Origin of the sequence: Amycolatopsis sp. NPDC051716, from assembly GCF_040681595.1 — a bacterium.
In the GTDB taxonomy this organism is placed as follows: Bacteria; Actinomycetota; Actinomycetes; order Mycobacteriales; family Pseudonocardiaceae; genus Amycolatopsis.
In genome coordinates this window covers 108,520-121,833 of record NZ_JBFAZA010000020.1, presented here as the reverse complement: position 1 = coordinate 121,833, position 13,314 = coordinate 108,520, and the positions used below count along the sequence as shown (strand labels likewise).

Annotated in this window: 11 protein-coding genes; 6 read left to right on the top strand and 5 right to left on the bottom strand. The window is 71.2% G+C overall.

The window, feature by feature from the left end; translation table 11 throughout:
- The first annotated feature begins 202 nt into the window (after positions 1-202).
- The 3 genes from rho to prfA all read left to right on the top strand — a co-directional run bounded on the left by rho (position 203) and on the right by prfA (position 3,800).
- Positions 203-2,239, top strand: coding sequence for a transcription termination factor Rho (rho, locus tag AB0M30_RS27020; protein WP_364588816.1), 2,037 nt, complete (start codon positions 203-205; stop codon positions 2,237-2,239).
- A gap of 183 nt (positions 2,240-2,422) precedes the next feature.
- Complete coding sequence (gene rpmE / locus AB0M30_RS27015; RefSeq protein ID WP_086863515.1) at positions 2,423-2,653, top strand: 50S ribosomal protein L31; 231 nt, start codon at positions 2,423-2,425, stop codon at positions 2,651-2,653.
- 76 nt (positions 2,654-2,729) lie between these two features.
- Positions 2,730-3,800 (top strand): peptide chain release factor 1, encoded by a 1,071-nt coding sequence (gene prfA, locus AB0M30_RS27010; protein WP_364588813.1) that lies wholly within the window; start codon positions 2,730-2,732, stop codon positions 3,798-3,800.
- Positions 3,801-4,083: 283 nt separating this feature from the next.
- Here prfA and AB0M30_RS27005 read toward each other — a convergent pair whose 3' ends face one another.
- The 4 genes from AB0M30_RS27005 to AB0M30_RS26990 form a co-directional block, all read right to left on the bottom strand.
- The gene (locus tag AB0M30_RS27005; RefSeq protein WP_364588810.1) at positions 4,084-5,349 is read right to left on the bottom strand and encodes a mannosyltransferase family protein; all 1,266 of its coding nucleotides are present in this window, start codon (positions 5,347-5,349) and stop codon (positions 4,084-4,086) included.
- Positions 5,342-5,773 carry a GtrA family protein gene (locus AB0M30_RS27000; protein WP_103344253.1) on the bottom strand — a complete coding sequence of 144 codons (432 nt, stop codon included), beginning with the start codon at positions 5,771-5,773 and terminating at the stop codon, positions 5,342-5,344. Before AB0M30_RS27000 ends, AB0M30_RS27005 begins: the two co-directional genes overlap by 8 nt.
- Positions 5,770-6,774, bottom strand: coding sequence for a glycosyltransferase family 2 protein (locus tag AB0M30_RS26995; RefSeq protein WP_103344254.1), 1,005 nt, complete (start codon positions 6,772-6,774; stop codon positions 5,770-5,772). The genes AB0M30_RS27000 and AB0M30_RS26995 overlap by 4 nt, the downstream gene beginning before the upstream one ends.
- A 120-nt stretch (positions 6,775-6,894) precedes the next feature.
- Positions 6,895-7,053, bottom strand: a complete 159-nt coding sequence (locus tag AB0M30_RS26990; protein WP_364588806.1) for a hypothetical protein — start codon at positions 7,051-7,053, stop codon at positions 6,895-6,897.
- A 175-nt stretch (positions 7,054-7,228) separates the two neighbouring features.
- Between AB0M30_RS26990 and prmC the strand changes: the two genes are divergently transcribed.
- The gene (gene prmC, locus AB0M30_RS26985; protein WP_091317424.1) at positions 7,229-8,095 is read left to right on the top strand and encodes a peptide chain release factor N(5)-glutamine methyltransferase; all 867 of its coding nucleotides are present in this window, start codon (positions 7,229-7,231) and stop codon (positions 8,093-8,095) included.
- Positions 8,096-8,800: 705 nt separating this feature from the next.
- Here prmC and AB0M30_RS26980 read toward each other — a convergent pair.
- Positions 8,801-10,774: a M6 family metalloprotease domain-containing protein gene (locus AB0M30_RS26980; RefSeq protein WP_364588803.1), complete on the bottom strand. Its 1,974-nt coding sequence runs from the start codon at positions 10,772-10,774 to the stop codon at positions 8,801-8,803.
- A 643-nt stretch (positions 10,775-11,417) separates the two neighbouring features.
- Here AB0M30_RS26980 and AB0M30_RS26975 point away from each other — a divergent pair.
- Positions 11,418-12,068, top strand: a complete 651-nt coding sequence (locus AB0M30_RS26975; protein ID WP_013229531.1) for an L-threonylcarbamoyladenylate synthase — start codon at positions 11,418-11,420, stop codon at positions 12,066-12,068.
- A gap of 74 nt (positions 12,069-12,142) precedes the next feature.
- Entirely contained in the window at positions 12,143-13,300 is a 1,158-nt protein-coding gene (locus tag AB0M30_RS26970; protein WP_013229530.1) for an MraY family glycosyltransferase, read from the top strand.
- The last annotated feature ends 14 nt before the right edge of the window (positions 13,301-13,314 follow it).

Genomic DNA, 13,314 nt, shown 5'->3' with positions numbered 1-13,314 from the left:
GGTTTCCGGTCTCGGCGGTGCCGAATTCCGTGTCCTCCGAATGGAGGACGCAAACCCCTGTGGTGGAGGCGCTCCAGCTGTGTTCCGCACGGCCGAAGAGCTCATCTCGCGTATCGGGGGGCAATTACGCCGGTTCGCGATCAGAAGCGAGCGGCAGTCCGCTGATCCGCCTGGAGGCGTGGATCGGTCAGGAAGGACATGTGTGAGCAACACCGATCTTTTGAGCGACGTGGGTAGCGACACGGCCGGATCGAACGGCACGGCCCCCGCTCCCAAGCGGGCGGTCGGCGGGCTGACCGGTAAGACCGTCGCCGAACTGCGTTCGCTGGCTGGGGAGCTCGGCGTCGGCGAGACGACGGGCATGCGCAAGGGCGATCTGATCGCCGCGATCCGTGAGCGCCAGGGCAAGTCCCGCAAGCCGCGTGCGGCGGCCGAGACGTTGCCGCTGGAAGGCGTCGGCGAGCCGCCCAAGGCGGCCCCCAAGGCGAAGGCCGAGGCGCCCGCCGCTCCGGCGGAGACCAAGCCGGAGCCGAAGGCCGAGGTGCCCGCGTCCGCGCCGTCGGACGCCCCGCCGCAGGCCGAGCGCCCGCAGCAGGACCGACAGGACACCCCGCAGGACGGCCAGCCCGAGGAGGGTGGCCGCAGCCGCCGTCGCCGCGGGTCCAACCGGGCCGCCGGATCGCCCGACACCCAGCAGGGTCAGGGCGACCGTCAGCAGGGTGGCGACCGCCAGCAGGGGCAGGGCGACCGTCAGCAGGGCGGTGACCGCCAGCAGGGTCAGGGCGGCGACCGCCAGCAGGGCGACCGCAACCGCGACCAGCAGCGCCAGGGCGGTGGCAACCGCGGCGACAACCGCAACGACAACCGCGGGGACAGCCGCCAGGACGGCAACCGCGGGGACGGCCGTCAGGACGGCAACCGCCAGCGCAACAGCCAGCAGGACGGCAACCGCGGCGGGCAGGACAACCGCAACCAGCAGCCGGACGACGACGAGGAAGGCGGCCGTCGCGGCCGTCGCTTCCGCGATCGCCGTCGCCGGGGCAGCGGTGGCGGCCAGCGCGAGGGCGGTTCGCCGGACACCGAGATCCGCGACGACGACGTCCTGCTGCCCGTGGCGGGCATCCTCGACGTGCTCGACAACTACGCGTTCGTGCGGACCTCCGGCTACCTCGCCGGCCCGAACGACGTGTACGTCTCGCTGTCGCTGGTCCGCAAGTACGGCCTGCGCCGCGGTGACGCCATCACCGGCGTCGTGCGCCAGCCGCGTGACGGCGAGCAGCAGCGGCAGAAGTTCAACCCGCTGGTGCGCGTCGACTCGATCAACGGCCTGGAGCCGGACGAGGCCAAGCGCCGCCCCGACTTCACCAAGCTGACCCCGCTGTACCCGAACGAGCGGCTGCGCCTCGAGACCGAGTCGCACAAGCTCACCACCCGCGTGATCGACCTGATCATGCCGGTCGGCAAGGGGCAGCGCGCCCTGATCGTGTCGCCGCCGAAGGCCGGTAAGACCACGATCATGCAGGACATCGCGAACGCGATCTCCACGAACAACCCCGAGTGCCACCTGATGGTCGTCCTGGTCGACGAGCGTCCGGAAGAGGTCACCGACATGCAGCGCTCGGTGAAGGGCGAGGTCATCGCCTCGACCTTCGACCGGCCGCCGGCCGACCACACCTCGGTCGCGGAGCTGTCGATCGAGCGGGCCAAGCGCCTCGTCGAGATGGGCCACGACGTCGTCGTGCTGCTCGACTCGATCACCCGCCTGGGCCGGGCCTACAACCTGGCGGCTCCGGCGTCCGGCCGGATCCTGTCCGGTGGTGTCGACTCGACCGCGCTCTACCCGCCGAAGCGGTTCCTCGGCGCGGCGCGCAACATCGAAAACGGCGGCTCGCTGACCATCTTCGCCACGGCGATGGTCGAGACCGGCTCGACGATGGACACGGTCATCTTCGAAGAGTTCAAGGGCACCGGTAACGCGGAGCTCAAGCTCGACCGGAAGATCGCCGAGCGCCGGGTGTTCCCGGCCGTCGACGTCAACCCGTCCGGTACCCGCAAGGACGAGCTGCTGCTGAACCCGGATGAGCTGGCCGTGACCGTGAAGCTGAGCCGGGTGCTGCACGCGCTCGACTCGCAGCAGGCCATCGACCTGCTGATCTCGCGGCTGCGCAAGACGAAGACGAACACCGAGTTCCTGATGCAGGTGTCGAAGACCGCCCTCGGCGGCGGCGAAGACGACTGAGTCCCGGCCTGCGGAAGGGCCTTCCCGGCGTGCCCGGGGAGGCCCTTCCGCGCCGGGAATAGCTGGTCAGCGGGGTACGTTCCAGTACCCGTCAGCCCGTCTGGCAGAATTACCCGCTGAAGTCCGGCGCCGGTTCACCCCGTGGGAACGACTGGGGACCCGGAGCCAACGAGAGAGGACACCATGAAGAGCGGCATTCACCCCGAGTACGTAGTCACCGAAGTGAACTGCGACTGCGGCAACAGCTTCACCACGCGCAGCACCAAGACCAGCGGCAACATCCACGTCGAGATCTGCTCGAACTGCCACCCGTTCTACACGGGCAAGCAGAAGATCATGGACACCGGTGGCCGGGTCGCGCGCTTCGAGGCTCGCTACGGCAAGCGGCAGAAGAAGGACGCCGACGCCAAGTAGCTTTTTCCACGGCGCCCACCCGCACGCGCGGGTGGGCGCCGTTTCTCGTCTTGACCCGGGCTGAGAGGTGGCAGAGGTGGATTCGAGCTCGCTCAAGGGGCTGCTCGCCGAACACGCGGAGCTGGAGTCCCAGCTCGCGGACCCGGCGGTGCACGCCGACCAGGCGCGCGCCCGCAAGCTCGGCCGCCGCTACGCCGAGCTGTCGCCGGTGGTGCGGGCCGTCCGCGAGCTGGACACCGTCCGCGACGACCTCGCGGCCGCGCGGGAGATGGCTTCCGAGGACGCCGAGTTCGCCGCCGAGGCCGAGGTGCTGGCCGCGCGGATCCCCGACCTCGAGTCGAAGCTCACCGAACTGCTGCTCCCGCGCGACCCGTACGACGGCTCCGACGTCGTGATGGAGATCAAGTCCGGCGAGGGCGGCGAGGAGTCGGCCCTGTTCGCCGGCGACCTCCTGCGCATGTACCTGCGCTACGCCGAGCGCCACGGCTGGAAGGCGGAGGTCCTCGACTCGGTGGACTCCGACCTGGGCGGCTTCAAGGACGTGACGCTGTCGATCAAGACCAAGGCCGCCGCCGTGGACGGGGTGTGGTCCCGCCTGAAGTTCGAGGGCGGCGTCCACCGCGTCCAGCGCGTGCCGGCGACCGAGTCGCAGGGCCGCATCCACACCTCGGCGTCCGGCGTGCTGATCTACCCGGAGCCGGAGGAGGTCGAGGTCGAGATCGACCCGAACGACCTGCGCATCGACGTGTTCCGGTCGTCGGGCCCGGGCGGCCAGAGCGTCAACACGACCGACTCGGCGGTCCGGATCACCCACCTGCCGACGGGCATCGTGGTGTCCTGCCAGAACGAGAAGTCCCAGATCCAGAACCGCGCCCGGGCGCTGCAGGTGCTCCAGGCCCGCCTGCAGGCGGTCGCGGAGGAGGAAGCGGCGGCGAAGGCGTCCGACGCCCGCCGTTCGCAGGTCCGCACGGTGGACCGCTCGGAGCGCGTCCGGACGTACAACTTCCCGGAGAACCGCATTTCCGACCACCGGGTGAACTACAAGGCGTACAACCTGGACCAGGTCCTCGACGGCGAACTGGACGGCGTGCTGGACGCCCTGGCGACCGCGGACCGCGAAGAGCGCCTGGCGGCCCAGTCGGGCTGACCGCGACCCGCCTCCCGCGGCGGCTCGTGGGCTTCGGCGAAGTCCTCGGCTCAGGGCCCGCCACAGCGCCGGCAGCTTGAACGCCAGCGCGAGTCCGAAGAAGACACAGGCCCGCTTCAGCAGCAGGAAGTAGACGGCGCCGAGGGAGAACGCGGTGTAGATCGCGTCGCCCTGGGCACACATGGCCAGCCGGACACCGAAGGCCGGCAGGACCAGCAGAGCGGCGAGCACGTGCCCGATTCCTGTCGCAGCGAACCCGGCTGGCTCATCCCCGTGGCTGGGCTCAACCGGACCAGAAACCGGTGATGAAGCGCAGGTAGATCATTCCGCAGACCAGCGCGTTCGCGTACAGGACCACGTGCACCGCACCGCGCAGCTTCGGGCGCCGCTCGCCGAACAGGACCAGCGCCACGTACATCACCAGGCACGGCAGCAGGTAGCGGTGCACCGACACCACGTTGTTGTTCATCGTCAGCATCACGATCGACGCGAACCCGAACAGCGCCAGCGGGACACCGTCGGCGCGCAGCGCCACCAGGACGTACACCGAGGACGCGAACAGCAGCGCCAGGCCGATCATCGGCAGCACGTGGCTCATCAGCGTCCACGCGTCCATCGGGGTGTCCCCGAGCAGCGCGTGGCCGGTGATCTTGGCTTCGCGCCAGAGCGTTTCGAGGATGTTCGGGTTGAACTGGTGGTACGACCACTCCCGCACGCCCTTGAGCGCGTTGAAGCTGGCGAAGAAGTCCCCGGTCTGGATCTTCATGGCGACCAGCACGCCGCCGAGGCCGAGGAACGCCGCCGGGAACCACAGCACGTTCGCCGACAGCAGGCCGCGCGGCTTCCAGTCCTTCGACCGCCAGAACTCCAGGAAGCACAGGCCGACGAACACCGCCGCCGTGATGCGGGAGGCCGTCAGCGGGATGAGCGTCAGGCCCATCCAGAGCCATTGGCGGCGCAGCGCGAACAGGTAGGCCCAGAAGCCCAGCGCGCAGAACACCGCCTCGCTGTAGAACGAGTGCAGGAAGAACGCGGCGGGCGCGGTGAGGAACGCCGCGACGACCAGCCACGGGGCCCGTTCGCCGTCGAAGAAGTGGCGGCCGATCTTCAGCAGCGCCACCGCGGCCAGCCAGGTGGCCACCAGGTTGACGAGGAAGCCGGCGGCGAGCAGGCCGAGCGTGCCGAAGCTGACCGTCTGCACCAGCCAGACCAGCAGCGGGAACACCGGGTAGAACGCCCGCGTCGGGGCGTAGCTGCCGGTGTAGGCGTGCACGGCGATTTCGCCGTAGTTGCCGGCGTCCCAGCGGTAGGTGTGCGCCAGGAGGCTCATCGTCGAGCCGATGCCCGTCTTCGGGATGCCCTCGTCGACCGGGCTGGACGGCGCGAACAGGTACGCCACCGCGAGCAGCACCACGTTCCAGGCCAGCACCACGGCGAAGACGCGGGCGTAGTCGCCGTTCAGCCAGGCCCAGCGACCGGCGGGGGCCGGTTCCGCACGTTCCGGCTCGACCTCGTCGGCGAGCCGGGACGGGACGGCCGTCCTAGTCATGCGTGACCTCGGCGACCGGCGGCTCGGCGGCCGCGGGCCGCTGCCGGAAGACGACCTTGTTGTAGAGCACGTAGTTCCAGACCAGGCCGACCGCGATCCCGGCGAACTTCGGGATCAGCAGGTTCACCCCGGGGAACGCCGCGGTGACGGCGAAGATGATCGCCGCCTGCACCACCCACAGCCCGAACGCGGTGACACCGAAGAACAGCAGCGCCTGGCGACGGACGTCGCCGTCCTTGGCGCGGAAGGTGAAGTTCCGGTTCAGGGTGAAGCTGAGCAGCATGCCCGTGGTCGTCGAGGCGAAGTTCGCCACGAACAGCGGGACGCCCAGCGTCACCAGCAGCGCGTAGCCGAGGGCGTCGACGAGGGTGTTCCCCACGCCGACCAGCCCGAAGCGCAGCTGGGTCGCCGAAATCAGCTTCACCGGGCGCTTCTTCCCGCTTCGGCGCCCTCGCGGGCCTCGACCGGCACCCCCGGGCCGGTGCGCACCGACGCGACGCCGTAGAGCGGCCGGTTCTGCACCTGGGAGTACGTGCGGCCGATGTAGCTGCCGAGCACGCCGAGCATGATGATCTGGATCCCGCCGAGGAAGAACATCGCGATCCCGAGGAAGGCCCAGCCGGGCACCGCGGTCTGCGGGGCGAACAGCTTGACGCCGCCGACGTAGAGGACCCCGACGAAGCTCAGGAACGAGATCAGGTACCCCATGCGCGTGATCATCCGCAGCGGCGTCACCGAGAAGCCGAGGATGCCGTCGGCGGCGAAGCGCAGCATCTTGCGCAGCGGGTAGCCCGTGACGCCGGCGTGCCGCTTGTCGCGGTCGAACAGCACGGCCGTCTGCTTGAAGCCGATGTAGCTGACCAGCCCGCGCAGGAAGCGGTCGCGCTCGCGGTACTTGCGCAGCTCGTCGACCACCTTGCGGTCGATCAGCCGGAAGTCGCCGGTGTTCTTCGGGATGTCGACCGCGGCCATCTTCCGCAGGAACCAGTAGAACCCGCCGGCGGTCAGCTTCTTGAACGCCGAGTCCTGCCGCGAGCGCCGCTGCGCGTAGACGACGTCGAAGCCCTCTTCCCACTTCTCGATCAGCTCGAGCGCCACCCGCGGCGGGTCCTGCATGTCGCTGTCCATGATGACGACGGCGTCCGCGTCGACCAGGTCCAGCCCGGCGGTGACGGCCATCTGGTGGCCGAAGTTGCGGGACAGCTCCACCACGGTGACCCGATCGTCGCGGGCGCTGAGCTCGGTGAGCTTGGCCAGCGAGCCGTCCCGGCTGCCGTCGTCGACGTACAGGAAGCTGAAGTCGTACTTCCCGGCGAGGGGGGCGGTCACCTCGTCCACGGTCCGGTGCAGCAGGTCGATGTTCTCTTCCTCGTTGTAGATCGGGAAGATGAACGCCACCCGGCGGGTGATCGGCTCTGTGGGCACTGCGGGGCTCCCCGGAGTTTCGGTGTCGAAGGTGCGGGCGGCGCCGTCGAGCAGGCGATTCCCCCGTCCTGGTGCCCTGCATCCTAGAAGATCCGGCCCGGCGCGATCCCGGGACCCGGGTCAGCCCATCGTGGCGGCCGGGGAGCGGAAGCAGCCGCGGCCGGTGCGAAACAGCCCGGCGAGCGGGTCGAGGGTGGCGCCGGTCCGCCGGTCCCGGCGGCCGAAGTCCGCGCCGACCTCGGCGAACTCCGGATCGTTCCAGCCGGTCGAGCGGGGCAACCTGCCGGGCCGGCGCGAACGGCTCCCGCGGCGGCACGATCGGCACCGGGCCGGCGGGGTACTTGTCGGCCAAACCGTGCGGGTGCCTCGATACGCTGGTCGGGTAGGACCGGCGCGTGTCCTCACGGGGGAGTTCCGCCTGGTGTGCCAGGCTCGACGAGGTGAAGGACGACGAGTGAATCGGCAGCCGCTGCGCCTGGCCATCATCGAGGCCACCCGGATCCTCGAGCGCGCGGGCGTCGCCTCGCCGCGGTTCGACGCCGAGGTGATCGCCGCGCACGTGCTCGGGGTCGAACGCGGCCGGCTGCCGATGGTGCCGCTGGTCGACCCGCCGGTCATCGAGGCCATCGGCCAGCTCGTCCAGCAGCGCGCCAAGCGCATCCCCCTCCAGTACCTGACCGGCTGGGCCGCGCTCGGCGACATCACGGTCGCGGTCGGCGCCGGGGTGTTCGTCCCCCGGCCGGAGACCGAGCTGCTCCTCGAGTGGGGCGTCAAGTTCCTGCAGGGCCGCGAGTTCCCGGTGGTGGTGGACCTGTGCACGGGCTCCGGCGCGCTGGCGCTGGCGGTGGCCAACGCCCGCCCGGACGCGGTCGTCTACGCGGTGGACATCGACCCCCAAGCGCTGGCCTGGGCCCGCCACAACGCCGACGTGCACGCCGACGCGGGCAACACCCCGATCAGGTTGTACTCGGGCGACATCGGCGACCCGACGATGTTCGCCGAGCTCGACGGCCTGGTCGACCTGGTGCTGTGCAACCCGCCGTACGTCCCGGAGGGCACCCCGGTGCCCCCGGAGGTCGCGGAGCACGACCCACCGCGCGCGGTGTTCGCGGAGGAGAGCGGCCTGGCGGTGATCCGCCACGCGATCGCGGCGGGCGCAAGGCTGCTGCGCCCGGGCGGCGGCCTGGCCATCGAGCACGACGACACGCACGGTTCAGCGGTCCCGGCCCTGGTGCGGGCGCGCCGGGTGCTGACCGGGGTCGAGGACCACGCGGACCTGACGGGCCGGGCCCGGTTCGTCACCGCCCGCCGGCTGGGTTGACGGGGCGCCGCCCGGGCCGCTGGCTGGGTTGGGTGGGCGGCGCTGGGCTGCCGGCTGAGCTGAGCGGGCGGCGCTGGGCCGCTGGCTGGGTTGGGTGGGCGGCGCCGGGCCGCCGGCTGGGCTGAGGGAGCGGCGCCGGGCCGCCGACAGGGCTGAAGGGGCGGCGCCGGGCCGCCGACAGGGCTGAAGGGGCGGCGCCGGGCCGCCGACAGGGCTGAAGGGGCGGCGTACGGGCCGCCGGTCGGGTTGGGCGGGCAGCGTACGGGCCGCCGACTGGGCTGAGGGAGTGGCGCCGAGCCGCTGGCTGAGCTGAGGGAGTGGCGCCGGGCCGCCGGCTGGGTTGGGCGGGCGGCGTACGGGCCGCCGACTGGGCTGAGGGCGTGGCACCGGGCCGCCGGCTGAGCTGAGCGGGCGGCGCCCGGGGCTTGGTGGCGTCGAGGAACCGCTGCTGGAGGCTGTGATGGGTCGCGGCCCACCACCGCACCCAGCGCTGTCCGACCAGCTGCGCGGCGCAGGCAATCCTGGCCCGCCGCCGGGGGCGCCCCCCCGTCTTCCACGCTACCGATGACCACCGACGGTTTCGGGCGCATCTCGGGTCGGCAGCCGGAGCTGTCCACAGTTCGCGCCGGCAGCCGGAGTTGTCCACAGGCAGGCGAGCAGAAGGGGGCCGCCCGAACCGGCGCGGCCCCCCGACCAGAAGCCGGGCTAGAAGCCGAACGCCGTGCAGCTCGCCGTCGCGGTCTTCGACGGGTCGCTCACCGAGGTCGCCGTCAGCTTCACCCTCGCCGCCAAGTCGCCGCCCTGGCCGCGCTTCGCGTACGCCGGCACCTTCACGTGCCCGCCGAACTTCGCCGTGGCCAGCTCGTTCGGGAGGCGGACCTCCCAGCCCCGGGCGTCCGTCGACACGCTCAAGCGGTACGTGTCCGTGTCGTACGGTGCCTTCGCACCCCGAGCCGAGCCCGTGTTCAGCAGGCCGAACTCGCAGGTGGCCAGGCCTCCCCGGGCGAGGGCCGGGAGGGCCGGGGTCAGCGCCGCCCCGCGGGCCTGGCCGCCCGAGCCGTCCAGCGAAGCCACCGTCACCGTGTACGACAGGATCCCCTGGCGGTCGCGGGCCACGTCGGTGATCAGGAACCGCAGGCGGTTCGCCTCGTCGGTGTACTCGTACGGGCTCGCCGCTTCGGTGCCCGCCTTGAACAGGGCGTCGTTGAGCTGCCGGTAGTCACCGATGGTGATCTTCACCGGCGTCCCGTCCGGCTTCGTGTAGTCGGTGATGCCGATGTCCCGCGGGTTGGCGTCGATCACCCAGTCGAACGGGGCGTTGTCCTGGTTCTTCGTCTTCGTGATCAGCACACCCGAGTCGGGCGCGAACGAGTCCGAGCCCATCCGGTCGACGACCTCGACGGTGTAGTTGTCGTAGCCGCCGCCGTCGCAGAACGGGTCCTTCGACCGGTCGCACTTGGGTGCCTTGTCGCCACCGGTGAGCGTGATGTTCAGGCCGGTGAACGCTCCGGGCCGCGCCTCGGCCTCACGCGCCGTCAACCGCGCCGACACCGGCCCCGAAGCCGCCAGCTCGGCACGGTCCAGCCGCAGCACGTCGGCGGGGTCGACGATGCCGAGCTTCAGCTTGTTGCGCAGCTGGTGCTGGGCCCCCATCGAGCTGCCCTGCGTGGCCGGGATCTGCCACCGCGTGTGCGGGCCGCCGGGGCCGTTGAACGTGCCGCGCGACAGCATGTCCCACGGGCCGCTGTAGCTGCGCGAAGGCGGGACGCCGAACGGGTTGTTGTAGTTGTCACCGATGCCCAGGATGTGGCTGAACTCGTGGGCGTAGGTCGACTGACCGGAGCTTTCGGCCTGCACCGAGCTGCCGTCCTGGGCGTTCGGCCAGATGCTGGCGGCCGAGGCCCACGACGTCCACGGCACGTACCGGGTGGCCGCGTAGTTCGGCAGGTCGTGGTTCGGCGGGCCGAAGCTGTCGGGCACGTTCTCCTTCGTCCCGAACTTCATCTCGCCGAACTCCTGCCAGGTCGAGCTCTCGTCCTGGCCGGCGGAGAGGTAGAAGACGAAGTCGAACTGCTTCGCGGCGTCCCCGACGTCGGCGCGCCAGGCGTCCCCGGCGTCCTTGCGCAGGTCGCGGGCGCAGTTCGCGCCGGGCGGGCACGCGCTCGGCTGGAACTCCATGCCGTACTCGAAGGACTTCCCGGGCATCCGGTACGGCCCGAAGGCGGTCAGCTGCACGCCGAACCGGCCGCCGGAGTCCTCCATCCAGTACTCGTTGATCGTGTGGCCGTTGTTGAGGGCCTCGGGCTTGTTGAGGAAGTCCTGGTAGTGCTTCGCGACGTTCGCCCGCGGAATGTTCGCCGCCGTCGGCGCGGGGTTGCCGAACACGGTCGAGTTGGCGGGACGCGTGACGACGAAGTCCTGGTCCGGGTAGTCGGCGAGCACGACGGCGCCCTTGAAGGTGCGCTGGGTCGGCTTGAGGTTCGGATCGGCCCAGTTCGTGCCGGGCACCTTGCGGTAGTCGGACCAGGTCATGTGGTCCTGGTTCTCCCAGTGCGCGGCATCGATCGGGGCGGGCCAGCCCCGGGTGAGCGGTTCGGCCGCGGCGGTGCCGGTGCCGAGCCCGGTGAGGACGGCGACCGCGGCGAGCAGGGCGAGTGCTTTCGGGGTTCTGGGGCGCATGTGCGGCTCCTTCACTGGGAACCACGGGTGGTGGTTCCCAGTGATCGACCGTATTGAGCCGCACTGTCGTGGTTCTGCCCTGCGGCGAGGTTTACCCGCTTGCCCCACGACGAAAGTCTGGCCACCGGTCAGCCCGGCGCCGGGCATGGCGGCGGCGCCGGATTGTGCCGAGCGTTGTGGACAACTCGGGCCGCGGGCACCGGGAACGCCCGAAACTGTCGGTGGTCGCCGGTAGCGTGGAAGACGGGGGGCGCCCCCAAGGCACCGGGCTGGACGTACTTGCGCCGGGCCGGGCCGCCCAAACCGGCCAGCCGAGCTGAGCCGAGCAGCCGAGCTGAGCCGACCAAGCAGCCGAGCCGAGCAGTTGAGCCGCGCCGACCGGGCCAGCTGCGCTGACCAGTCAACCGGCCGGCGAGTCGAGCAGCCGAGCTGAGCCGAGCAGCGAGCCGACCGGCCAGCCGAGCTGAGCCGCGCCGACCGGCCAGCCGAGCCGACCGGGACCGGCCGGGGCTGCAAAACCCACCCAGAAACGGCCCACTTCGCACCCGCCCAACCACGCCCTACCGGCACCGCTCCGCCACCCACCCCAGCCGGTGTGACGCGGCGAACGCCCCCGCGACCGGCCGGACTACCCTTGGCCCCCATGAGCGTGGTCTACGACTGCAGCAAGCGGGAGACCCGGGCCGACGGGCTGGCCGCGGCGGCCGGGGCGGTGCGGTCGAGCAGGCTGGTCGTCCTGCCGACCGACACGGTCTACGGCATCGGTGCCGACGCCTTCGACGCCGGCGCGGTCCAAGCGCTGCTGCGTGCCAAGAACCGCGGCCCGGACATGCCGGTCGGCGTGCTCGTCGGGTCCTGGTCCACTGTGGACGGGCTGGTGCTCGGGGTGCCGCCGCAGGCGCGGGCGCTCATCGAAGCCTTCTGGCCCGGCGATCTGTCCATCGTGCTGCCGCACGCGCCGAGTCTGCAGTGGAACCTCGGCGACGCCCGCGGCACCGTGATGCTGCGGATGCCGCTGCACCCGGTCGCGCTGGAGCTGCTGCGTGACGTCGGCCCGATGGCCGTCTCGAGTGCGAACGTCTCCGGGCGGCCGCCCGCCAGCACCGCGCAGGAAGCCCAGGAACAGCTCGGCGATTCGGTCGCCGTGTACCTCGATGGCGGGTCGAGCGGGGAGGCCGTCGCCTCGAGCATCGTGGACCTGACCGGCACCGAGCCGGTCGTGCTGCGCGAGGGCGCGGTCGGCAAGGAAGCCATCGCGGAGGTGCTCGGTGTACCCGCGGAATCGTTGGCCTGAAGCCGGATCACCGGGATTTCCGCGGCACGATAGCGTGTCGCGGGTGACCCCGACCCCGCGAGCGTGACGTCCCCGTGCCGCCCACATCCGGTCTCCTCCCCATCCGGGAATACATCCTCGTCGCGCTGACCGCGACGGCCGTGACCTACCTGCTCACCGGCGTCGTCCGCCGCATCGCGATCCGCGTCGGCGCGATCGCCAACCCGCGCGCCCGTGACGTGCACGTCGCCCCGATCCCGCGGATGGGCGGGATCGGCATCTTCCTCGGCGTCGCCGGCGCGATGGGCCTGGCCCACCAGCTGCCCGCGCTGTCGCACGGCTTCGACGCCTCCTTCGACTCGGTCGGCGTGCTGCTGGCCGCGGGCGTCATCTCCCTGATCGGCGCGCTCGACGACCGGTTCGAGCTGGACGCCTGGACGAAGCTGGCCGGCCAGGTCATGTGCGCCGGGATCCTGGTCATCTTCGGCGTGCAGTGGGTGTCGTTCTGGGTGCCGTGGGGCGGCACCGGTGCCTCGTTCGGCTCGGTGCTGGTGCTCGACAAGAACCAGGGCGCGCTGCTCACCGTCGTGATGGTCGTGGTGATGGTCAACGCGATGAACTTCGTCGACGGCCTCGACGGGCTGGCCGGCGGCCTCGGGTTCATCGCGGCCGCCGCCACCTGCGCGTTCTCCCTCGGCCTGCTCGACAGCTCCGGCGGCGACGTCGGCACCTACCCGCCCGCGCTGATCGCGGCCACGCTCGCCGGCGCGTGTCTGGGCTTCCTGCCGTACAACTTCCAGCCCGCGAAGATCTTCATGGGCGATTCCGGCTCGATGATGATCGGCCTGATGCTCGCGGGCGCGACGACGTCGGCGTCCGGGCGGGTGCCGTACCCGCAGTTCAGCGGCAAGGACGCGATCGCGCTGCTCTCGCCGCTGGTGGTCGTGGCGGCGGTGCTGTTCGTGCCGATGCTGGACCTGATCATGGCGGTCGTCCGGCGCACCCGCCGCGGCGAAAGCCCGTTCGCCGCCGACAAGATGCACCTGCACCACCGCCTGCTGGAGATCGGTCACTCCCAGCGCCGCGCGGTCCTGCTGATCTACTTGTGGGCCGGGATCCTCGCCTTCGGCGCGGTGTCGGTGACGCTGTTCGACGACGCCGCGGCGCTGTGGATCATCGGCGTCGGGCTGGTGTTCGCGGTGGTGGTCTCGGTCGTCCCGCGGCTGCGCTCGCGCAACCAGCCGGGGACCTGACCCGCGGGAGTCTC

Bases quoted from the DNA above. Each gene is read 5' to 3' on its own strand.
- AB0M30_RS26980 (WP_364588803.1), bottom strand. From the start codon at position 10,774: ATGCGCCCCAGAACCCCGAAAGCACTCGCCCTGCTCGCCGCGGTCGCC.
- rpmE (WP_086863515.1), top strand. From the start codon at position 2,423: ATGAAGAGCGGCATTCACCCCGAGTACGTAGTCACCGAAGTGAACTGC.
- AB0M30_RS26975 (WP_013229531.1), top strand. From the start codon at position 11,418: ATGAGCGTGGTCTACGACTGCAGCAAGCGGGAGACCCGGGCCGACGGG.
- AB0M30_RS27005 (WP_364588810.1), bottom strand. From the start codon at position 5,349: ATGACTAGGACGGCCGTCCCGTCCCGGCTCGCCGACGAGGTCGAGCCG.